Genomic DNA, 23,398 nt, shown 5'->3' with positions numbered 1-23,398 from the left:
CGAATGCAGTCTCCGGACTCGCCGGGACGGGTCAAAGTGCCGCTCAAACCCCACCACGCGTTGACCGCCGCGATCAGGTGCCGCTCCCCGAGGCGGAAAGCAATGCCTCACCTGAGATGATGTGGTTGCGTAGCTCGTCGACCAAATGTCGCAGCCCGTCGCGGAACTCAACTTGGTCGGCGGTGGCGTCGCCGATCCGTTGACGGGCTCCGTCAGCGAGATCATCGAGTGCTTTTTGCGCCAGCGCTGTCGCTTCTTCGCCGACACTGACAAGTTCGGACTGTAGTTGTGCACGCTGCTGCACCGCCGCATTCGCCGCACGTTGTCGGTTAGCGAACTGTTCTGCGATGACGGCCAACTCCGCGATCACGGACACGCCAGCGGCGGCAGCCGCCATCCGGTCAACACCGAGCGATGCCCCCAAAGCGCCGGATGCGGGCGAAGTCAGTTTCAGGCCGCGACTCTGCTCGTAGTGCCGCAACGCATTCAGGACCGCATCACCAACTTGTCGCACCACCGGGGCGTAGATCAGCTCATCGTCGGGTGCAGACTCAGGTCCTGGTGGCCCAAGTCGCAATGTTGCGGCCATTTCCTCGAACCGCTGCCAGTCCGGCCGCATGCGTTCAGTCGCGACCGTATCTCCGACGCTGCGTAACAGCTTGTCGATGTCGCGTTTGAGGGCGGCGTACCAGGCGCCGAGAGACGTCTTCAACGCCTGCGCGAAACTCTGAGCCGGATCGGGACTGTCCACGGCATCGCCAACGGCCGCCGACACCATTCCACGCAAATCAGCCTCAGCGGCGCGAGTCAACGTGTCCAATTGCGCCAGCCACGACGCGCGTCGTTGCTCACCTTCGTCACTGACGGCCGAGTTCTCCAGGCGCGTTGCGAGCTCCGCGCGCAACTGATGAAGCACTTGCTGAACCGAGCTACCCCAAAACCTCTGTGCGGCAGCTTGCCTAGTGTCAGGTCGAGACGAACTACCTAGAGCAGTGATCGCAGCGATCAGTTCCGAGATTCCGTCCCAGCTGCGTGATTCGTCCCAAACAGTTGGATCGGGATTACGTTCCGTACCTGCCATCTGAGCAAAATCCTGGCAGACCACGTAAACCGGAAACCGCTCATCAAGACTCAGGGCAGCCCTGAGTTCACCCACTTTGTGCTCGCCTAGTGCACGGTAACCGTCCGGGTCATCGTCGGGATCTATCCCTGCTTCGTCGAATCGCGAAATCACAAACCACAGTGATTCCGGCGCCCACTCTTGCTGTACCAATTCGCGAAGCACAGGATATTCAGCAGTGGCAAGTTGCGGCGGCACCACGACAATACCGATGTCGGTCCGTGCGATGGCGTCCGATGCAAGTCCGGTATTCATCTCTGCGCGAGCATCCGTGCCACCCGAGACGAACCCGGGTGTGTCCCGCAACAGACACCCGGCGGCGCGAATCTCGTTGACCTCAAAGGTCTCATGTCGCGCACTAATCGTGAGCCAGGCTGGAACTTCCTGCCCGAGCTCGATGAGCAAACGGCGCAGGAGCGAACTCTTTCCGGTGTCGTACGAACCGTAGATTGTCACGACTGTCTCGCTAGCAGCTGAGAAATCCTGCCAGCTTTGTTCCAGGCGCTGGCCGATCTCGCCACCGGGAACTGCATTCAGCCAATTCTTGGCGGCGTCGACATCGATGGGATCACTCATTTCCCGCTACCTCCCCGTAGCTCTTGTGCTGCAGTAATAAGTTCATCGGCCACCTCCAGTCGTCGTTCCAGCCGCTCGGCCTCCTGCTGCGCAGCACGCTGACGTCCTTCGTACTGACCCCGAAGAAGTCGGACCTGTTCGGTGCGTTCGCTCAGGTACGCCCAGGGGCCCTCAGGTTCAGCAAGCAACAGTTGTACTGCGTCGTGCTTATCCGACTCCACCTGTTCCACAGCAGCATCGCGTTTGGAGTCCCAGTTCCGCGCCTTACTCGCTTGGAAGGCCCAGTCAGCTCCATCAGCGGCGACTGCGACAACACCGAACACCACCCCGACTCGCCCGACGGCTTTGCCGGCTTTGATCGCACCCCATGGTTTGAACTTGTGACCGAAGAAATGGCCAATTTGCAAGGCTGCCTCGCGGTTACCAAGTACCTTGCCCAATTGGGCTCCGAACTTCGCCACCGAGCCAGCTACCCCGGCTGCCTGCCCGACGGCATCACCGACACCGCCTACCGATGCTGCGCCCGGTAGATTGAGGTTAACGTCGAATCCAGCCGCTGCCTCTTCACGGCTGATTGTAGAAGCGTGCGTCGCGGACCAGTCGTTGACCTTTGTCGTCGCTCTTTCCATGAATCTCTTTACTTCGTCCTCGGTTTCGGCACTACGCCAAGAACTGATCGCTTCGGCAAGTTCCTTCTCTTCGCCAACAGCGACTGCTCGGATACGGGCGACAGCCTGGGTGACAAAGGCTGCGAGCACATCGTCGAGTTCGTGTTCTAGTGACCGCTGCAGGTAATCCGCGTCTTCGAGGCCAATATCCATTGCTGCGATTAAGGAATCATGCTTGCCGGTCTCATTGCGGTAGGCCGCGATGTCCGCGCGAGTGTCCTCCCGCAGTACGAGGAGTGCTGAGCAGGCTTTGTCGAATCCGGCAAGCGCAGTAGCGCGCGTCAGGTCGTCGTCGACCCACTCCCGTAGCGCGGCAACCAGGGCGCCTATCCCATCCCAGGCCCTGTTAGCGTCGTAATCAGCTGCGGTGACCGGGTACTGCATACCTACGCTGCCGTATGGGTCGGCTGCGACACCGTGGATATGCGTAGCGTCCACCTCGATCCCGCGGGAGCGCAGTGCCGCTCCAAGTTCGGTCAGTTTGCGGTCGCGGCGATTGAAGTACTCAGCGGTGGAGTCCAGCGGGTCGACGCCTAACTCGTCGCAGCGGTTCACGATGAACAGCATGCGTGGCCATTTTCCGACACCGGTCGACATCCCATTCGCGATCGTCTGCAGTGCTGCGGTATCGCCGATGAGTAGATTTATATGCAGCACGACGACCACCAGCGCGGCATCACGGACCCCGGCCAGGGCCAAATCATCGTGGTCGGCACGTCGACTCTGAAATCCAGGCGTATCGACGATGTCGATACGGCCCATCGCATAGCGGTGCACTTCGTCTGTGGTCGCATCTGCGCGAATGTGCAGAGAAGCGGGCACTTCGATGCCGAACTCTGTGAAAAACCGCTTGATGAAGGAGGACTTCCCGGCGCTATAGTCGCCGGCAACGACGACCGCTGGACGTGCGAGTGGGGCGGCGAGGTTCGTCACCTCGACGAAGGCCTCGTCGGCTACGGCTGCCTCCGCCGCCTGCCGCAGCCACCCGCGGATGGAGGACGGTTCGGGGTGGGCGAATGCCTCGCCGATCGCGTGACGCAGTGCGTCGGTGTCCTCGTCGTTGCGTTCCCGACAGAAATCCGCTGAATCTGTGGTGTCGTAGCTGAGTTCAATGGACTCGTCTTGATCGAACCAATCTTCACCGAGCAGGAAACTCTTGGACCCGCCCGAGTCTCCGCCGTCTAGCAAGCGGAAGGTCGTATCGAGGAAGTGAAGGGGCGGGGTCTGCGCGATCGATGTTGCTTGCCCGCGGAGATGGGTGGTGACAGTTCCGATGTCGGTGCTCAAGTTAGTAAGGACGATGACCTCGATTAAGGCGGGACGCAATAGCGGTGCAGCGGCTGCCCAAGCAGATTTTGATACGCCCGAAGCGAAATGGCGCTCAATGTCGTCGAAAGTGTTGTGGATGGCTCGGCGTCCTTGGCGGGCTGCTTTCGCACGAGCTTCGGCCTTCTCACGAACTGCGTCACGGCTCTTGTTGCTCCCAAACCAGTTTGAAACTGCTGCCGCCGCCCCGACCCCGATCCCCGCCGCGATGCCGAGGGGCCCTCCTAGCAGAAAGGGAACGGCAATTGCCGCCACTCCTCCTGCCATGCCTCCACCGCGAAGCAAGTTTGCGAACAGATCAGCCGTCTCGCCCGCGTCACCATTCAAATCGGCCTTCTCGTAGGCCGCGGCATCGTTCATTCGTAGTTCCACACCTGCCAAAGAGAGTTCCCGTGCCAGAAACGCGGCCGCTTCGGTGCTCACTCGATCGAGGGCGCCGATGAGTTCCCCGCCATCAAACACCCGCTCGGCAAAGGTCTCGGCATCAATCGTTTTGCCTTCGTGGAACGCCTGATGCTCCAGGTCTTTGTAGCGGCGCAGCGCGTTGTTGCGGGCTTCGGCAAGGTGTGATTTGAGAAGGTTGCGAACCTGTCGAAGCAAGGAACCGTCAGATGGCGCCTTGTAGGGTTTGCGCCGTGCGCTCTCCGCGAGGGTCAGCAGATCGGAGTGCCAAACGTCATCATGCAGATCCCTCGAGCGCTCCTCGGTTTCGAGGTAGCCCAGCACTTCCAGGTATTTCTGGGTGATTCGGTCAACTTCGTTGATTCGTTCGGTGATGCGTATCCGCAGTTCTTCGAGTGACGTGGCTTCATCGATCAGTCGGGCACGGACCCCTTCCCGAAGCGACTTGAGGCGCAGCTGCGATCCACCCGCGGTAATGCCGGCAGCCAGGACACTCTCCAACGCCGCGAAATTCGACCAGCGAGACAAGTAGTCGATTCCGTACCTATCACGATCGTCGTCGAAGTTCTGCTTGGCAGGACCTTGGTACGGAGTGGCAGCCCTGGCGAACAGGGCTCGTCTGCTGGAGATGGCGACGACGGGAACATCGTCGAGGCCGATGTTGGCCAACTCCACGCGAATATTCTCAGCGTGCTGGGCGACAGGTTCGGACATATTGCGTCGGGCTGCCTGAGTGGGCACCCGGGCGGGGTGGCGCCAACGCGGGTTCCGCACATTGAGAACGGCCACGACCGGCTTGCCGTAATGGGTCACCCAAGCGGCGACTTTCGCGAATTCGCTCGCCTGCTGACTCTGGGTGTCGAAGCACAGCAACACAACATCAGCGGTCTCGACCGCTTTGCGGGCAGTAGACTCCAGCTCCTCGCGACTCTTGCGGCGGCCCCATCCGTTAATTCCCGGGGTGTCGTAAAGCTGGCAGCCGCGCCACCGGATGGGCTTTACCGTCTCCGTCCAGTCGGACGCACCGAAGGGGGAGACAGCCTCGCCGTTCAGTTCGCCGAAAGCGGACAACAGCGTGCTCTTGCCGGCTCCCGTCCTGCCAAAGAACGCGACGTTGAAGGTCGACAGTACTTTGGACTGTTCAAAGAGATGAGCGGATAGCTCGTCGGCAAAGCGCAGCCGCATTTGGGCGAACTCGCCCATTAACGCATCCAAATCGCCGTCTCTGACGAGCTTCGCGCCAGCCTCGCCGTAGACCGCCGCCGATACATCGACAACAGACGCCAGCTCCGCTATCTCCCGCTGACCAAACTCCAAGGCATTAGCCAACGCCTCATCAAAAGATTTGTCAGGCCTAATGCTGTGCATGATCGAAATCCCCTTGCCGCAACTGCCGTTGCAAATCTAGACGGTGACGTGCATCCCGAGTTCGGTGATCCCGCCTTCGGGCGACGTACGCTCGTCAAAGGATTCGTTTCAATGAGTCGGATGCTGTTCCTCCCAGTTGACATCGATTAGCGCTGGTGTCGGACCGAAGGCGGTCAGCGATGAGCGGTGGTAGGTCGGCGATGTCGATCCCACCAGCAGCGCGTGCATTCTTCCAGCGATGATCGAGTTCGCGCTTGCCGAGTGACCCGTCTTGCAGCACTCGTGGTCCCCAAATTCTGACCTCAACGAGCACCCCGCGGGTCCACTCGGCGGTGAACGAGGTCGGGCGGAACGCCTGGACGAACCCTTCGCCGTTCACACCGCACAGCATGTCCGGCAGGCTGTCTGGTTCGAGTTGAAAGCGCGTCAGTTTGTCGTCTGGAGTCGCGCCGGCAGGACCGGGATGGCGGACAAGCTGCGACTCCGCGGACGGGTCCACCGCCTTGAAATCTTGAGAATCATCGCCTCCTGTGGCGGTGACTTGATTGGATGGCGGACCAACGCCGCGGTCGGCGCGTGGGCTCACCCTCAAGTCGACTGTCATTGGGCTGTGATCGCTGTAGGAGAGCCAATCGGAGTGAGTGCCGACTGTGACGGTCTGTACGGCTTCTGGCCGGGACACGAGGGTGTAGTCGATGTGGTAGGGCTTGTCGGCGTTTCTGGTCCACCACAGTGTCGGGTCTGGCTCTGCCCCACGTTCGCAGCCGCGGGTGTGGTGGTAGGCACTGACGAACCCGCGTGCTTCTAACTGGTCCATGAAGTCGCCGAACTTGGCCCGCTTAGTGGGCTTATCCCAGCGAACCGAGTTGTTGAAGTCGCCGCTGATGATCACCAGATCAGCCGGGCCAGAGAGGAACTGCTCGTAGTAGTCGATGGAGGCGCGGCAAGCCCCGAACTGCCTGGCCGATAGATGACCAGTCCCTCGGTGATTCATGTCCCACACCGCCAGCAGCCGGATATGCCCTGGGCCGGTGACATGCACAGGCATCACCCACTGGAACCCGCGGTCGTAGTCGTCATCGATAGCTAGTTGCCATCCGTTGAACGCGGCGACGGAGAGGCCCTTATTTTTATTGCCGCCGATCCATTCCACGGATGTCGCTCCGACCGCCTGCAGTGCGTCTCGCGCTGAGGCGGTACCGGCGGATTCGGGCAGGACCGCGACGGTGGGGTTCAGCGCCGCCAGTAGGTGCGCCTTGGTGTGGAGGGACATCGCGACGTTCCACTCGACGAGGCGCAGTGAGATTGCGTTGCTGGACATGCGGTCGAGGATGCCATCACTGGCCGACATTGCGGACGGTAGGTTTCGGGCTGTGCGGATGTCCAGAATTAGTTTGGGTGGTTATCGGGCGGTTCCAGTCGAGGAGTTCGATGTCGGACCATTCACCGTGTTGTTCGGGAAAAACAACGTCGGCAAGACCTACGTGCTCGAAGCGATTTACAGCGTGCTTGCTCCACACGTCTTCGCCGACGGAAAACAACGCATCCGTGACCTGCGTGCAGACACCGGTAGCTACGGAGCCGTCTACGTCGATCTGGAGCGGGGGCTGGAGTTCGATGATGCTGTCCTGGCGTTGATCCCTGACAACGTGGACGGTGGTTACCTCCGGTTTCCGAGACTGCCGCAAGACCAGGTCTGCTATGCCAGCACTCCGGATAATGAGAGCCTGCCCAACCCCGACTGGCAGCAGGAACTTTGGTTCGTGGACCTGCGCGACTACTGGACAAAGACGGACTTGGATGGGGAGATCCGCGACGAAACTTCGCCCGACGAAGTTCACCCGGTTGACAATCGAACCCGACTGGTCGGCGCCGAGCCGCATGTGCGGCCCGTGTTCCTAGGCTGGGAGTTCTCCGACGTTGACCGATGGGTGACTTCCGCAATCGCCGATCTGAGCGTCGTGTCGGGTGGCATGCAAGAAACGGATGACGGGTCCAACACATATGTCCCCGGCTCCAGTGGAGTTCTTATGAGGATGCAAGGGGCAGCCGAGGATGATCGTTATGAGGAGCTGGAAGGTGTCCTCGGCGTGCTGGGTCTCGAGCACACCCGGCCGGTGATAAACCCCAGTACCGACACCTGGCGAGTCCGGCCAGAGGTAGCCGCACGACTAAATCAGCTGGCCACGTTGGCTACCGATCTCCTGCCCGACTTCCTCGACGGCCTGATCCGCACGGAACTTGAAGTTCCGACCGACTGGGCCGGTTCACCCCATATCCGTGTGCAGTACGTGGAACGGGGAGGCGACCGCGGGCACCCCATCAACGACTTCGGCCGGGGCGCCTCCCGGTGGCTGTCCATCGCGCTCCAAGTGGCAATCCACATCATGGAAAAAGACTGGCTGACATCAGCCGTACTCGATGACGCGGCCAGGAAGTTTTCCGGTTTAGTTCTCCTGGTCGACGAACCCGAAGCACACCTTCACCCATCCGCGGTCGCGAGCGTGGTTCGGTGGTGTCGCCGCATGGTGAGTGCCGGTTTCCAGGTTGTGGCCGCATCGCACCACGAAGAGTTTCTGCGAACGACCGGCAGCGATGTGAGGTTTGTCAAAATGACCCGTGGCGCCGGAACCTGGACCAATGTAGTGGGCGAGGTCCACGATGCTGTCCTTACCCGCGCGCGCACGTTGTCAACTGAAGCGACCCCCGTGTTGCAGGAACTAGCCGCCGACGTCGGTATGCACCCTGCTGTGGCGCTGTCTCTCCGTCGGGCCGTCTTGTTCGTCGAGGGCACCCTCGACGAAGCGGTGCTAGACGAGTACGCCGGACAATCGCTCGACGCCGCCGGGGTGCTGATCGTCCCCATTCACGGCACGAAGAACCTCGAAGGGTTGATCGACTCCGAACTCACCGTCCGCCTGGGCATCAAAATGGGCATCCTCACCGACAACACCGTCACCGCCACGATGCGTGAGCGCCCCAAGAAGAAGCGGTCAGGGGAAGAACGCAAAGTCATCAAGTTGGTCGAAACATTCGAGTCCAGGGGTTTGCCCCAGCCGACCGTCTTCGGGGTGCCTGAAGACGACTTGTTATTCGCGTTGCCAGCAGACGGCATCCGTCAGCACGCAACGGGTCTCGCACGAGGCAACGTGGCGGGCTTTCCGGGTTGGCATGAGCTACGACAAGAGTGCCGCGACGCCTTCGGGAAGACCTCGTCGGACTCAGTTGACTGGAAGACCTACGCCCAGGAGCGCTACGGCCTCGCTATCACAACGCCGGAAGGGGTAAGGCGCCTCATCCGCGCCCTCGACCTGGCAGGGGTGGAGATGCCGTCCGTTCGTCGAGCCGTTGATCAGATCGTCGGCTGGGCTAGAAGTTAGGCCGTCGCGGCAGGCCCCGTCTCGAAAACGATGGGTGGCGAAACGCGAGGGCCAGCGGCTCGCTTGCTCGCGCTGCCGAGATCGACGACGTCCATCGCGACGAGGGTGGCTACTACATCAGGAACTGCGAGCGCGTCAGTCACGCACGCAATTGCCACACTCGTTAGAAGTTCCCGCGGCGCCGCGACTGGTCAGGAAATCCGACCAATGTCCGAGAACCCCAGCTAGCGTGGTGCTGCGTGGGGGAGACACCGCAGGAAGAGGCTGACCATCTGTCACCTGGCCAGCGCTCGAATATCCGTCGAGCCGTTCAAGAGGCCATAGACGAACACGGCATCGAATGGGCGATGCGCAACACCTGCGCCCAGCTCGAAGCTAAGTACGGCATCTCGTACGACACCATCGAGTACCTGCTGCATGATGAGTTGCCGGCGGCGTTGCCCGAGGAGCTGCTGACTTCGGGCCAGCGGAACAAGATCCGACGGGATTTCATTGCTGCGACCTCCATCGTCGACCCCAGTCGCAGACACACCGCCGCTGCCGAGGTGGTCAAGCGCTCCGCCGAGCACTTCGGAGTGTCCGAAGACACCATCCGCGCCGTTGTCGGTATCGACGGCGATACTGTTCGGCCAACGCCACCACCCGGAGGACCACCTGTGCCTGTAGCTGCCCCGTCCCTGCCCGAGCCCGGTCAGGTTGTTGAGGTGCGCGGTTCGACGTGGGCGGTCGCCAACGTTCAAGCTCAGGGTCTACCGCTCAGCCCGGCTGACGACGCAGCCGCGAAGCTGAATCACGTCGTCGACCTGCAGTCACTCGATGAGGATCGCCTCGGTGAACAGCTGTCGGTGATCTGGGAGCTGGAGGTCGGCAAGACCGTCACCCCACCGCAGGGATTGCCCGAGCACATCAACTCAGAGGGCTTTGATGATCCGGTCACCTTGGCCGGCTTCATCGACGCGATGCGCTGGGGCGCGGTCACCTCGGCAGATCCCAACCGCTACCAGGCGCCGTTCTGGTCGGGGGTGACTGTGGAGGCCTACCAGCTCGAACCGCTACGCCGCGCGCTGACCAGCCCGCGGACCAACCTGCTGCTGGCCGACGACGTCGGACTGGGCAAGACCATCGAAGCCGGCCTTGTCGTGCAAGAACTGTTCCTGCGGCATCGTGCCCGCACCGCGGTGATCGTGTGCCCGCCGAGTTTGGCGTTGAAGTGGCAAGACGAGATGCGGGACAAGTTCGGCCTGCAGTTCGTCATCGTCAACAGCGAACTGATGGCGGAAGTACGTCGTACCCACGGACTGCACGCCAATCCGTTCCAGCTGTATCCGCGGGTCATCGTGTCCATGGCCTGGTTGCCGCAGGTCCGCTGTCAGCGCTTGCTGCGCGACGTCTACGCACAGGCCAAGAACCCCAAGCTGGGCAAACGGTTCGCCTTCGACATGCTCATCGTCGATGAGGCCCACCACGTCGCCCCGTCGAGCCCCTCGACCATCGCCGGCGGACGCGGCTATTCGGTGGACACCCAGCGGACCGTCGCGGTGCGCCAGCTCGCCGACACGTGTGAGCACCGCCTGTTCCTGAGCGCCACGCCGCACAACGGCTACCCGGAGTCGTTCACCGCTCTGATGGAGATGATCGACCCCCGACGGTTCTCCCGCGGCGCGCTGCTGGATGCCACCGCCCTCAAGGACGTGACGGTGCGCCGCCTCAAGCGCGATCTCAAAGGCAAAGGGTTCAAAGAGCGTCAGGTCAACATCCTCGACTTCACGCCCGAGGACAGCGAGCAGGAGATGTTCTCTCTTCTTGATGAGATCGTCACCCGCAGCGCCAAGCAGAACGGCACCAGACCGGGTGGCGACATCGTCACGATGTTGCTCAAGAAGCGGTTCCTGTCCAGCCCGTTCGCCTTTGGGATGACGATCAGCCACTACCGCGACGCGCGAGCCGGGCGCGGGTTGCGCGACGACGAGTACGACGACATCTTCGGTGAAGGCCAAGCCGACGAGGAGGAAGGCCTGTGGGAGCACGACGAGGCCGAGCGGTTGCGTGAGTCCAAGGCCTCCGATCCGCTCAGCGCTGCCGAGCCCGGTCAGCTGGAGAAACTCGCCGACTGGGGATTGAGCTACGAAAGTAGGCCCGACTCACGCCTGGAGCGGCTGATCACCTTCCTCGACGCGGTCTGCCGGCCCGACGGCACCCACTGGACCAACGAGCGGGTCGTGGTGTTCACCGAATACGCCCATACGCTCGGCTGGCTGCAGCGCGTACTCACTCAACGCGGCTACGCCGACCGATTGGCCGTCATCGAAGGCGCAACCCCCGCCGAGGACCGCGAGTACATCCGCTCGCAGTTCACCGCCGACCCGACCGAAGAACCGGTGCGGGTGCTGCTGGCCACCGACGCCGCCGGCGAAGGCATCGATTTGCAAAACCACTGCCACCGGCTGGTGAACTTCGACATCCCGTTCAACCCCTCCCGTCTCGAACAGCGCATCGGCCGCATCGACCGCTACGGGCAAACCGAAACACCCGAGGTGTTTCACTTCGTGCCCGACGACAAGTCCTCCACCTACGCCGCCGACGCGAACTTCATGGCACGCATCGCCAAGAAGATCGCTCAGGTCGAGGTGGACCTGGGATCGGCCAACCAGGTGATCGGTGACGAGATCCAAGAACACTTCGCCCGCCGCGCACCGGCCAAACGCAAAGCCAAGGGGCTTGACGGCAACAAGGTGATTCAGGAAGCGTTGGCCGGCGGGATTGAACTCAACACCCGGCTCACGGAGCTGGAGCGTGGCTACGACGCATCGCGGGCCGATCTGCATCTGGAACCGCAGAACCTGCGTCGAGTCGTTGACACGGCACTGCGGATCAACCATCAGCTTCCGTTGGAGCCGGTCGGCGATGTCGACACCGACGCCGAGGTCTTCGAAATGCCGCCATTGAGCCCCGCATGGCAGGACACCCTCACAGGCTTGGCTACACGACTGAAACCCGATGTGCTGCGCCCGATCACATTCGACCCGACCGCCTCTGAAGGACGTGCCGACCTGGTATACGTCCACCTCGGCCACCCGATCGTGCAGAAAGCGCAACGGCTGCTGCGCCGCTCGCTGTGGAGTGTGGATTCCACCCTGAACCGAGTCACTGCGGTCGTGATCGACGATGCTGCGGAGTCGTTTGTGGCTGCCGTGACCCGTATGGTGCTCGTCGGCCGAGGCGGGGTGCGGCTGCACGAGGAGGTGTTCCTGGTCGGTGTGCGGCTGAAGGGCAGGCGCGCGATGGCCGAGGAGAAAGCCGAGCAAGCCCTGGACCACGCACTGGATGGTGACCGGCTGACGCTGGCCAGCCGCCGGGTCCGCGACGACTTGTGCGACATCTGGAACGCACCAGATGCACCGCTACGGGCTCGACTGGAGGAGTCTATGCACGCCCGCGCCGACCGCCGACACACCCGCGTGCTGGAGCAACTGGACAAACGCCGAAGTTCCGATATCCAGCGGGCCCGCGACATCTTCGCCGCGTTCCGGACGAATCTGCGCGAGTCGCTGGATCTGTTGCGCAGCAAGGAAGCCGAAGCCCAAGCGATGCTGTGGGCCGACGACCAGCAGAAGCAATGGCGCCGCGACATCGACTCAATGCAGCGCCGCCTCGATGAACTCGACGACGAGGAGGCCCGCGAGATCGCCGCGATCACCGACCGCTACGCCGACGTGAAACCTCACACCACCGCCGCCGCGGTGGTGTTCGCCCTCACCCCTGAAGACGCGACAGCAGGGCTGCGCTGATGGCACCTCGCACACCACGACAGAGGTCAACGCCTAATGCGTCCGAGCTGCACCGCGCGTGGCTCGAACTCGTCGACACCGACGGCCCGTTCCTGGCGATCGCACCACTCAAGCGGGTATGGCCCCAGGGCATGCCAGCCCTGGACCACGAACGCAAAGAAGCACTGCTGTACGCCCGCAAGGACTTCGAAGCCGCATGGGAGGCCGCAGACCGAGCCGCCGGCGACGACGGCACGACAGGCGACGCGTACCGCATCGCCCGCGACAAATGGGTCGAAACCGTCCTGCGCGACGTCGTCGGCTGGGCCGAATCCCTGTCCTGGGGACCCGTCGCCGGCATCACGGCTCAATCACCCAACCGCGCGGTCACCGTTGGTGCCGAGGCGGCTCTGCTGGACCCCGACGGCGCCATCGGTGCCCTGGTGTCGGTGGTCGATCCTGTCGATTCGTTGCGACAGGTCCCCAGTGACCTGTGGGCGGCCAGCCCGATCGACCGAATGGAAGCGCTGCTGCGCGACAACGACGTCCCAATCGGCATCGTCACCGACGGGCGCTGGTGGGCACTGGTGTGCGCACGTGCCGGCGCCATGACCGCCTCCGGAGTCGTTGACGCGCTGACCTGGGTGGAGGAAACCCGCGCCCGCGACGCTTTCCTGACGCTGATCTCGCGTCAGCACATCATTGGCGGCAAGGAAGACGAGCGGCTGCCGGTGCTGTTCGAGGAATCCGTGGCCGCCGCCGAGGAGATCACCGAAGCCCTCGGTGCGCAGGTGCGTCGCGCGGTCGAACTGCTCATCCAGTCGTTCTCCGAATCGGCACGCGACGCTCAACAACGCGGCGAACCCGATCCACTACCTGTGAATACCCACCAGAGCTATGAAGCCGCGGTGACGATCATGATGCGGATCGTGTTCCTACTGTTCGCCGAGGAACGCGGCCTGCTGCCGTCGGGAGAGTTGTTCGAGCAGGGGTACGGCATCTCCCGCGAACTGGACCGGCTGCAAGCACGTGAAGCCGAGGAAAGCGAAGAGGCCCTCGATGCCACCTCGCTGACTTGGCATCGGCTGCTCGCCACGAGTCAGGCGCTCTACGGTGGTGCGTCCTTTGAGAACATGCGGGTACCGGCCTACGGCGGTTCCCTCTTCGACCCGGAGCGGTTCCCGTTCCTGACCGCGCTCACCGCACACGGAACCTTAGCCATCACCGTGTCCGACCGAGTGATGCTACACGCACTGCGCTCGGTCCAGCAGGCAGTCCTCAAAGGTAACGAGGTGCGCCGAATCTCTTTCCGCGACATCGACGTCGAACAGATCGGCTACATCTACGAAGGCCTGCTCGGCTACACCGCCGTCACCGTCGGTGAGACCTATCTCGGGCTGCAAGGTGCCCGCGGGGAGGAACCGGAGATCGCGCTATCCGAACTGGAACGGCTTGCAGCGGCTAACACCACCCCGAAGAAGCTGGCCGACGCGATCCGGGCACACATCGAACGTGATCAACCCTCGGCCAAACCTCAGTCAGCCGCCGCAATCACCAAAGGCATTGGCGCCCAGATCGAGCCGAATGTCATCAGTGGCCTGGCGCAAGCGGTCGGCGACGACACAGCGCTGCGTGAACGTGTGCTGCCCTGGCTGGGAATTATGCGGCAGGACCTTCGGGGCCGGCCATTCGTGGTCCTCGACGCCGGGCTAATGGTGAAGGAAACGCCGTCCCGGAAGAACGCGGGCGCGCACTACACCCCCAAGTCGTTGGCCAGGGAAGTCGTCCTGCACGCGCTGCAACCACTGTGTTACGAGCCTGGTCCCTATCAGACTGCAGACGAGTCGGAATGGAGGCTCAAGTCATCGGATGACCTGCTGAGTCTGAAGGTCGCCGACATCGCCTGCGGCTCTGGGGCATTTCTGGTTTCTGCGGCCAGTTACCTGGCCGACCGGGTGGTCGAGGCGTGGACCGCTGAGAATCCTGCCAACGCCCACCGCAGCGACCTGCACCGGCGAGCCATCCGCGAAGTGGTCGCGAACTGCCTCTACGGCGCCGACATCAACGACATGGCCGTCGAGATGTGCAAGCTCTCGTTATGGCTAGTGTCGTTGGATCGCGACCTGCCGTTCTCATTCGTTGATGACAAGATCTTCCTCGGTAACTCCTTGCTCGGCATCACCAGCCTGGACCAGCTCCGGAAGCTGCACATCGACCCGTCGAGGGTGCCGGCCGGCGAGATGTTCGACATCTTCGACGTCGACATCGACGCCATCATCGCCAAAGCTGCTGACCTTAGACGCAAACTTGCTTCCGAGATTGACGAGAACGACCCGGCTCGTAATAGTGCAGCCAAACGCCGCCAGCTTGCTCAATTACGTGAGGTTACAACTAATTTGCGTAGGATCGCGGACGGCATCGTTGCAGCGGGTCTTCCGCTCGGCGGAAAACCGGGCAAGGCGCTCGACGAGGCCTACGAAAACCTGCGCATCGCAGTCAAAGCCGCACACCCTGAATCCGGCGTGGTGACCTCAACGATGCTCGACACGATCATCGACGCCGGTCTCAAGCCAACCGTGGCCACCGACTATCGTCGGTGGCAGCCTAACCACTGGATCATCGAAGCGGCTGACGTTTTCGTTGAGCATGGTGGTTTTGATGCAATCGTCGGGAACCCGCCGTTTCTCGGAGGATCCCGGATCACGGGTGCGGTGGGAACGAACGTCCGCGACTGGCTCGTCGATGTACTCGCTGGCGAAACTCGGGGAGCGGCCGACTTAGTTGCGTACTTTTTCTTGCGTGCGCACACGCTGATCAACCGGCGCGGGACGGTTGGCCTGATCGCGACTAACACTCTGGCTCAGGGTGATTCACGAATAGTTGGTCTCGACCGTATGGTCGCGTCAGGGTTCTCGATCACGCGCGCGATTCAGTCTCGGCCGTGGCCTGTTGCCACCGCAAACCTCGAGTTTGCGGCGGTGTGGGGAAGCCTCGCTGCTATTGCGGACGACGTGCCACGGATCTGCGACGATGTTCCCGTACCCCGCATCTCAACCCTGTTGGAGCCCGCTGGCCGCGTCGACGGGAAGCCGCAACGGCTGGCTACAAATACCGATATCGCGTTCGAAGGCTGCAAACCCATCGGAATGGGTTTCATTGTCGAGCCGGGGCAGGCGGAGCAGTGGGTCGCCGACGACCCAGCCAACACACACGTGCTTTTCCCTTACCTAAACGGAGAGGACCTGAACTCGCGACCTGACTGTTCCGCGCGCCGTTGGATAATCGATTTTAATGATCGCCCAGAGGAAGAATCAACGAAATTCTCACTGCCGTATTCGCGGATACTGGAAGTGGTCAAGCCCGAGCGGGCGACGAACAACCGAAAAGTTTACCGCGACTATTGGTGGCAGTTTGGTGAAAGACGCCCAGCCATGCGTAAGGCGATTGCAGACCTCGATACGGTTCTTGTGTTGACGCGGGTAAGCGACACGCTGATGCCGATTCGAGTTTCGAGCGCACAAATATTCAGCGACCGCTTGACGGTGTTTGCGTCCGATTCGCTAACGCTTCTTGGAGTTCTATCGTCGTCCATTCATAGCCTATGGGCCATCAGGTATGGCACTACCCACGAGACGCGTGTCACCTACAACCCATCAGCAGTGTTCGAGACCTTTCCTCGTCCCGTAACCACCGACCGAGTGACCGCGGCTGGCGAGTTGCTTGATACCAGACGACGTGAAGTGATGCTTCGCAGGGAGTTTGGTCTGACGCACCTCTATAATCTCGTCAACGATCCGCAGATCACTGATGCTTCCGACCCGGATATCGCCCGGATGCGGGCCATTCATGTCGAACTTGACGAGGCGGTAATGGACGCGTATGGCTGGTCCGACATCGCGCTCGACCACGGCTTCCACACTTATCGGCAGATGCAGCGCTGGACGGTGAGCACCGCAGCACGCGTCGAGATTCTCGATCGGTTGTTGGAGTCAAACCATTGCCGAGCAGCCGAAGAAGCGAAGCAGGCAACGAAACCGAAAAGCAAGGGACGCCGGGGCAAGAACTTGTCGGACGAGCAAGGGACACTGCTGTAATGACTAGCGCCACTGAGAAAGCGAAGGAACCGGCGTCGTCCTATGAGCTGACATTCGAGCCGGACGGCTCGTCGTTCACGGTTCGAGAGAACTTGGTCGACATTCTGGAGCGCGAGCTGCTCGGCCCGATCCATGGCCCTGAAGAGTTGTTGCCCTTTAGCCCACGCTCCCAGTACTTGGTCGGATACATCGCGCCAGTGCGGCTCAGCGGCGCCACAGCCGGTAACGGTGACGCTGCCGAAGGCACCGAGCGTGGCGAGCTGGCTGAGGCTCGTGCTGACGAAAATGCCGCGGCTGAGGGACGGGGCATTCCTGCGTTTGCCGCGGATGACGGTGAGGCCGACGCTGCCGACGATGATGCTGAGGACCGAGCACCCAAGCAGGGGTTGATGATTCCCTCATCAATGGGTCTGCGGTTCCAAGTACCGCCCGACCTGGAAGCGTTCACGGTCACCGCGTCGTGGGGGACCTACGAGTCGGTGCAGACCGACAAAGTCACCAAAGCGGGCCGTCCGATCCGCAATTTCCAGCGCATCCCGGTCGAAGAACCCCGCACTATCCGTCTTGCCGATCTCGACGCCGGTCAGACGACGACGATCCCGTTGCGCGACACCATCTGTCTCCGGGTGGACCGCTACGACGACGCGACGTATGGCCGGGTGCTCATCGAAATCGCGTTGTGCAACGACCGCGAGACACCGATGCCGATCCCGATCGGGATGTGGATGTTCCAAACCAAGCTCCACATCCATGCCGGGGGAGCGGAAGTATTTCTCCCGGTGTGCGATGTGCTCGAGCAAAACTTGCCAGAACACGACCCCGAGGTGCAACGCCTAAACCTGCAGTACCGCAATAGGCTTGAGTACGCGATCGGTCGGACCTGCTCGGTGGACTGGACCGTCAAGAAGGGCTCGCGACGCGCCACCGCGGTATGGACCACGTGGCTGCCGGTGGCTGAAACCCCGCAGACACAGGCTCGTGACGTCGAAAACGCACTGCTGTCCATGGATGCTCTGGCGACCGCGACAGCAGAACAGGTCCGCTCCGGACTACAGCCCCTGATCGACGGCTACGGGGACTGGCTCGACACGCAAGAAACCGCGACCACGCAGTTGCCGCCGCATCTTCGCGATACTGCCGACCTCGCCCTGTTGGAAGCGCGTCGGGCCCACAAGCGACTGCTAGCGGGGCTGGAACACGTCGTGGCCGACGTTGAAGCGCTGCGCTGCTTTCAGTTCATGAACGCCGTCATGCGCGATCAGCGCATCGCCTCTCAGGTAGCTGCGTTGCGGGCATCTGATCCGGCGTTGTCGATTGCCGATGCACAAAGCAAGGTGGCCGAAGTGGGCCCGAAGGCTGCATCGTGGCGCCCCTTCCAGCTGGCGTTCATTCTTATGCAACTCGGGGCCTTAACGGACCCGGCGGCATCGCTTCGCAGCGCCGCGCACTTGGCGCAAGTCGAGTTGTTGTTCTTCCCGACCGGTGGCGGCAAGACCGAGGCCTACCTCGGGCTGGCCGCCTACACCTTCGCGATCCGGCGCCGCCAGGGTCTCGTCGATTCCGTCGATGGCCCGTTGGACGGCCGCGACGGTGTGGCGGTGCTGATGCGCTACACGCTGCGGCTGCTCACCGCCCAGCAGTTCCAGCGGGCCACCGCACTCGTGTGCGCCGCCGAGCTGGCGCGCCAAGCTGACGAAACCACCTGGGGCACTGAGCCATTCCGGATCGGGCTGTGGGTAGGTACCGACGTGAGTCCGAAACGCTTCGAGGAAGCTGACGAGCAGCTGACCAAGGCCAGCGAATACGGGTCGCATCGGCTGACCGTGCTCCAGGTCCAGCGCTGCCCATGGTGTGGCACCCCGATCACCGCGGCACAGGTCAAGGCCGATGCCACGGCCCGGCGGGTGTTCGTCTACTGCGGTGATGATCTGGCACGTTGCCCCTTCGCGAAGGGCGGTCAGGTCAGTGAGGGACTGCCGATCCTGACCGTCGACGAGGAGATTTACCGACTGACACCGGCATTCGTCATCGCCACCGTCGACAAATTCGCCCGCCTGGCCCGCGAAGGCGAAGCCGCCGCATTGTTCGGCTACGTCGCACGGCGCTGCGGTCGCCACGGCTACGTCCATCCCGACTACGCCGCGTGCAACATCTCCACCGCGCATCCGGCCGTGGCCGGATATCCCGCGGCCACCGTCCACCCGGTGAACCGGCTGCGACCGCCGGATCTGATCATCCAGGACGAGCTGCACCTGATCACCGGGGCGCTGGGCACCTCGGTTGGCCTGTTCGAGGTGGCGGTAGAAACCCTGGCGTCCTGGGAACAACCCCACGGCAAACCTGTGCGGCCGCTGATTGTCGCGTCCACCGCCACCGTGCGAAATGCACAGGAACAGGTGCGCGGCTTGTACGGGCGGCGCCTAGAGATCTTTCCGCCGCAGGTGCTCGATGTCGCCGACACCTACTTCTCGCGCGAAATCCCGATCACCAAGACGACGCCCGGTCGCCGCTACCTCGGGGTGAGCGCGCAGGGCGTGCGCCTGGCCAGCGCCGAGATCCGCGTCTCGGAGGTGTTGCTCTCGGCCGGGCAGCTGCTGTTGGACCGCAGCGGCATCGCCGCCGACCCCTACCTGACCCTGGTCGGATACTTCAACGCCACCCGCGAGCTGGCAGGCATGACCCGCTACATGGGTGACGATGTGCAGAACCGAATCAAGCGGCCCCGCAAAGACTCCGGGTTCCCGCCCCGACATGGCGCCGCGTTCGGCCTGCTGAACACCGGCGAACTCACCGCACGGATCGCGTCGTCGGAGATCGGCCGCACACTGGACCGGTTGGGGTTGGAGTTCGACCCCGACTACGACACCACCGAAGCCTTCCAGGCTCGAATCGCCGCTCAGCGCGACGGCAAGAAGGTGCCCACACGCAAGGAGGCGCCGTTCGACGTGGTGCTGGCAACCTCGATGCTGCAGGTCGGTGTCGACGTGCAGCGGCTCGGGCTGATGCTTGTCGTCGGCCAGCCTAAGAACACCGCCGAGTACATTCAGGCCTCCTCCCGCGTCGGTCGCGATGCGTCCCGCCCTGGTTTGGTTGTCACTCTGGGCAATTGGGCCCGTCCCCGCGATCTGGCGCACTACGAGCAGTTCCGTCACTACCACGAGACGTTCTACTCTCAGGTGGAAGCGCTGTCGGTGACCCCGTACTCGCCGACATCGCTGGATCGAGGATTGGACGGGCTGTTGGTCAGCGTGGCCCGCGTAGTGCAGGCGCCCCTCGATGACGGGCTCTCCCAGGAGCGCGGTGCTTGGCGGATCAAGGAGCACCGGGACGTGGTCGAGCGGGTGGTCGAAAGACTGAAAGCTCGGATCTCGGCTGCGGCGCAGGATGATGCGAGGGTGAAGTATGCCAGCGACCGGTTGGTCAATCGCATCGATCGCTGGGTAGATCGCGCCAACCGCGCCAGCGACCGGCACAGGACGCTGGTGTACGAGCGCACTGGGGAAGGGGACAAGTACGAGCCGTTGCTGATGAGCCCCGAGAACGCCAAGGCTGGTGTCGGATCGGCGAATCAGGCTCCGTTCGTCGTCGCGAACTCGATGCGGGAAGTGCAGCCGGAGATCAACATCCTCGTCAGCCCGATCCCGGAGCGCCTGTTTGCCCACGTTCCTGACGGTGCACCACGATGGACCCTGCCAGTGGGGGATGAGGACTGATGACCGAGACCGCGCCCGAAGAGGTGATGCTGCACGATCCGGGGGAGTCGCTGGACCCGCTGGCCGATGCCGAAGACGCGGTGGTCAAGAACCGCGCCAAGGTGGGCTCGTCGCGGCCGTCGTCGCTGCTGTACACGTACGGGCCGGGGGCGATCATGGATCTGCCCGGCTTTTCGGTGATGCCTGCGGGTCTGGACGATTGGGAGCCCATCTGGAAACGGCGTGAGAAGATTCCGGCGGTCATCGAGCCGCGGCTGCTCAATGTGATTCGGATGCATCTCGGTCCGCAGGTGGAGGCGCTGCGGCCCTATCCTTGGCAGCCGAAGCAGAACTCGTTCGCCAAGGAGGGCGCCGACTTGGGCATCCCCGCCCGGGTCTTCCCGCAGTGGCTGCGATGCACGGGCTGCGACTACCTCGGTCCATTGCCACGGTTCAGCTACACCAATACCCATCCCTTCCGGCCCGATCTCGCGCAGTTCACTCATAAGGGCTGTCCGGGCCGCGGCGCGCAGCGCGGTGGTACGAAAACTGGGAGGCGGGAGAGCCCGGCCGTACCCGCGCAGCATCTGTTGACATGCACCAACGGTCATGTCGACGAGTTTCCGTATGAACTGTGGGTGCATCGCGGCCGGCGCTGCGCCAAGGCGGAGCGACCGGACCTCAAGATGCGTGATGCCAACGTCGGCAAGAGCGTCGGCTCGATGATCGCGTGCACGCAATGTGGTGCCACCCGCGGCATGGCAGAGGCACAGGGCTCGATGGGGCGCGATAAGCTGCCGCAGATCTGCCGAGGACGTCACCCACATTTGAACGCCTTCGACAAAGAGTGCGACGCGCGGCCGACGTTGATCATGATGGGTGCCTCGAACCTGTGGTTCGCCTCCACGCAGTCGATCATCGTCATGCCGCGTACCGACGCCGAGAAAGCCGAAGCCCTCGGTGACCTGCTCCGCCTGGAACTCGGGGTTGACACCGTCAAGCAGTTCGCCGGACAACTCGACGTTATCCGCGCGATGGCAGGTATGAAAGATATTGATCTGAGCAGTGTTTCGAATGAGAGTCTCTCGACCGCGGTTGCCGACGCGCTTACTCCGCCGGAGTCCGACGAGGAGCGGAAGAAGAAACGCGACGACTGGGATCCCGTAGAACTCCTGGTCCCCGAATGGCAATACCTGCAAAAGCCGGCGCTGTTCCCCTCCCAGAAGAACACCACAGGGCTGATGGTTACCGACATGGCACGCGGCCCTGAGCTGCCCTCCCAGATCAGCCGCGTCGTCGCGGTCAACCAGATGAAGAAGGTCAATGCCTTCATCGGGTTCACTCGACTTGACGAGATGGACCGGGTCAACGATCTGCCCGGGCGCCTGGTCAAGCTCACCCGCAACGGCAAGCCCACGTGGGTGCCCGCGACGGAGGACCGCGGCGAAGGAATCTTCCTGCAGCTCAGCCTCGATGCCGTCGAAGCGTGGGAGAACATCATCTACACCACGCCGCTCTGGGCGGCACACCAGGCGGCTAACCGGCGTAACTTCGCCCGACGCTTCTCCGAGACCGCGAAGGCCGTGGACCCCGACACTCGGCTACCCGCGCCTCGATACTGGTTGCTGCACACCCTGTCTCACGTGCTGATCCGCGAGATGGCCATGTCATGTGGTTACGGCGCGGCGAGCCTGACCGAGCGGATCTACGGCTGGCCAGCCTCTGCACACCGCGAGGGCGCTGCCGGGCTGTTGATCTGCACTACCGCCTCAGATAGCGAAGGCACTCTGGGTGGTCTCGTCGCGTTGTCAGAGCCGGCTCGACTGCAGGGCCTGGTCATCAACGCGCTACGGCGGGCGGCCCGTTGCTCATCGGACCCTGTGTGTGCCATGCGAACTCCGAGCGACCCCGAGGATTTCTTGCATGGAGCGGCGTGTCACTGCTGCACCTTCGCCTCGGAGACATCGTGCGAGAGGGCGAACCGGTTCCTCGACCGCCGCTTCTTGCTCACACTGCCCAGCGCGCACGGCAAGCCGGTGCCGGGGTTCTTCGGGAGCCCTGATGTCCGATGACCCGCTGAAACAACTGGGGGAGTACCTGACCGCAACCGAGGCTGAAAGCCTGGCGGTGCTGATTGACGCGGGCGAGCACACCACACACGCACTCGCATCAGTAAGCCACGCCCGGCGCGACCGAGCCGCAAATCTGTTGAAGACCGCGGGAATCGGACACGCTGACCCAGCTCTGTCGGTGGCGGTGCTTCGCGGAATCGCAGGTGCCAAGTCCGCGCATCGCGACCTCACACCGGTGTGGACGATGCCGGGAAACGAAGCGACTACCGGTCACCTGACGAACCAATTTCACGATGTGGTTGCCGCGGCTCGTATTTCGGTGACGTGTGCGACCTACAACTTCTCATCGACATCGAACATGTGGGACGCACTCCAGACAGCATCCGAGGAGCCCGAGGTGGTTGTGTGTGTCTACGTCGACGCAGGCAAGGGCGACCCTGGCGGCGTCAAAACACGGCTCCCGCGGGCGAACGTCTACCGCTCAGCCAACTTGCCGAATGGACAGCCGATCGTCAGTCACACCAAGTTCATTGTCGTCGACCATGAGGTCGTTCTACTGACAAGTGCAAACTTCTCGTACAACGCTGAGAACCGAAACATCGAGTTCGGTCTGCTGATTCACGACAGCGGCCTGGCGGCGTCGATCGAGTCAACGATGGCGAGCAAGCGGGGAAGTCTGTACGAGTTGGTGTAGCCAAGGTTGCGGGCTTCTGCTTGATCGGAGGTACGGTGCGGCTCAAGGAGTGTTTTGGCGGCAACGAACACGGCGACTTCACGCCCTGCCGGGCGACGACAGGAGTCCGGCCCAGGATCGCTTCGCTGAACATGCGGCTGAGATTTCGACGCACCCGGATCCATCGATGAGATCATGGAACTCGTCCCTGATAGGTACAACTTCTGCCGGCGCGGTGCGCGACTTACGCGTACCGATGA

The 23,398-nt window shown here is 62.6% G+C and carries 9 protein-coding genes; 6 read left to right on the top strand and 3 right to left on the bottom strand.

All coding sequences use genetic code 11. The features are described 5' to 3' along the window. Positions 1-73 precede the first annotated feature (73 nt). The 3 genes from G6N49_RS09805 to G6N49_RS09795 form a co-directional block, all read right to left on the bottom strand. Entirely contained in the window at positions 74-1,696 is a 1,623-nt protein-coding gene (locus G6N49_RS09805; RefSeq protein WP_110807684.1) for a GTPase domain-containing protein, read from the bottom strand. Further along, positions 1,693-5,460: a GTPase gene (locus tag G6N49_RS09800; protein WP_083045099.1), complete on the bottom strand. Its 3,768-nt coding sequence runs from the start codon at positions 5,458-5,460 to the stop codon at positions 1,693-1,695. Before G6N49_RS09800 ends, G6N49_RS09805 begins: the two co-directional genes overlap by 4 nt. Before the next feature lie 94 nt (positions 5,461-5,554). Then, complete coding sequence (locus tag G6N49_RS09795; RefSeq protein WP_133056654.1) at positions 5,555-6,781, bottom strand: endonuclease/exonuclease/phosphatase family protein; 1,227 nt, start codon at positions 6,779-6,781, stop codon at positions 5,555-5,557. 58 nt (positions 6,782-6,839) lie between these two features. On the opposite strand from G6N49_RS09795, the gene G6N49_RS09790 reads away from it, so the two are divergent. The 6 genes from G6N49_RS09790 to drmC all read left to right on the top strand — a co-directional run bounded on the left by G6N49_RS09790 (position 6,840) and on the right by drmC (position 23,159). Further along, on the top strand, positions 6,840-8,840 hold the full coding sequence (locus G6N49_RS09790) for an AAA family ATPase (RefSeq protein ID WP_235679610.1): 2,001 nt from the start codon (positions 6,840-6,842) through the stop codon (positions 8,838-8,840). Between the two features lie 239 nt (positions 8,841-9,079). Continuing rightward, positions 9,080-12,628, top strand: coding sequence for a DISARM system SNF2-like helicase DrmD (gene drmD / locus G6N49_RS09785; RefSeq protein WP_235679509.1), 3,549 nt, complete (start codon positions 9,080-9,082; stop codon positions 12,626-12,628). A 131-nt stretch (positions 12,629-12,759) separates the two neighbouring features. Then, on the top strand, positions 12,760-16,701 hold the full coding sequence (locus G6N49_RS09780) for an Eco57I restriction-modification methylase domain-containing protein (RefSeq protein ID WP_235679508.1): 3,942 nt from the start codon (positions 12,760-12,762) through the stop codon (positions 16,699-16,701). Beyond that, a complete protein-coding gene (gene drmA, locus G6N49_RS09775) occupies positions 16,701-20,414 on the top strand; it encodes a DISARM system helicase DrmA (RefSeq protein WP_083045104.1) in 3,714 nt (1,237 codons plus the stop codon). Before G6N49_RS09780 ends, drmA begins: the two co-directional genes overlap by 1 nt. Further along, on the top strand, positions 20,414-22,465 hold the full coding sequence (gene drmB, locus G6N49_RS09770) for an MrfA Zn-binding domain-containing protein (RefSeq protein WP_083045105.1): 2,052 nt from the start codon (positions 20,414-20,416) through the stop codon (positions 22,463-22,465). The genes drmA and drmB overlap by 1 nt, the downstream gene beginning before the upstream one ends. Beyond that, the gene (gene drmC, locus G6N49_RS09765; protein ID WP_083045106.1) at positions 22,455-23,159 is read left to right on the top strand and encodes a DISARM system phospholipase D-like protein DrmC; all 705 of its coding nucleotides are present in this window, start codon (positions 22,455-22,457) and stop codon (positions 23,157-23,159) included. The genes drmB and drmC overlap by 11 nt, the downstream gene beginning before the upstream one ends. Positions 23,160-23,398: the final 239 nt, after the last annotated feature.

The sequence above is a fragment of the Mycolicibacterium monacense genome, from assembly GCF_010731575.1.
GTDB lineage: Bacteria > Actinomycetota > Actinomycetes > Mycobacteriales > Mycobacteriaceae > Mycobacterium > Mycobacterium monacense.
This window is presented reverse-complemented; position numbering and strand designations above follow the sequence as displayed.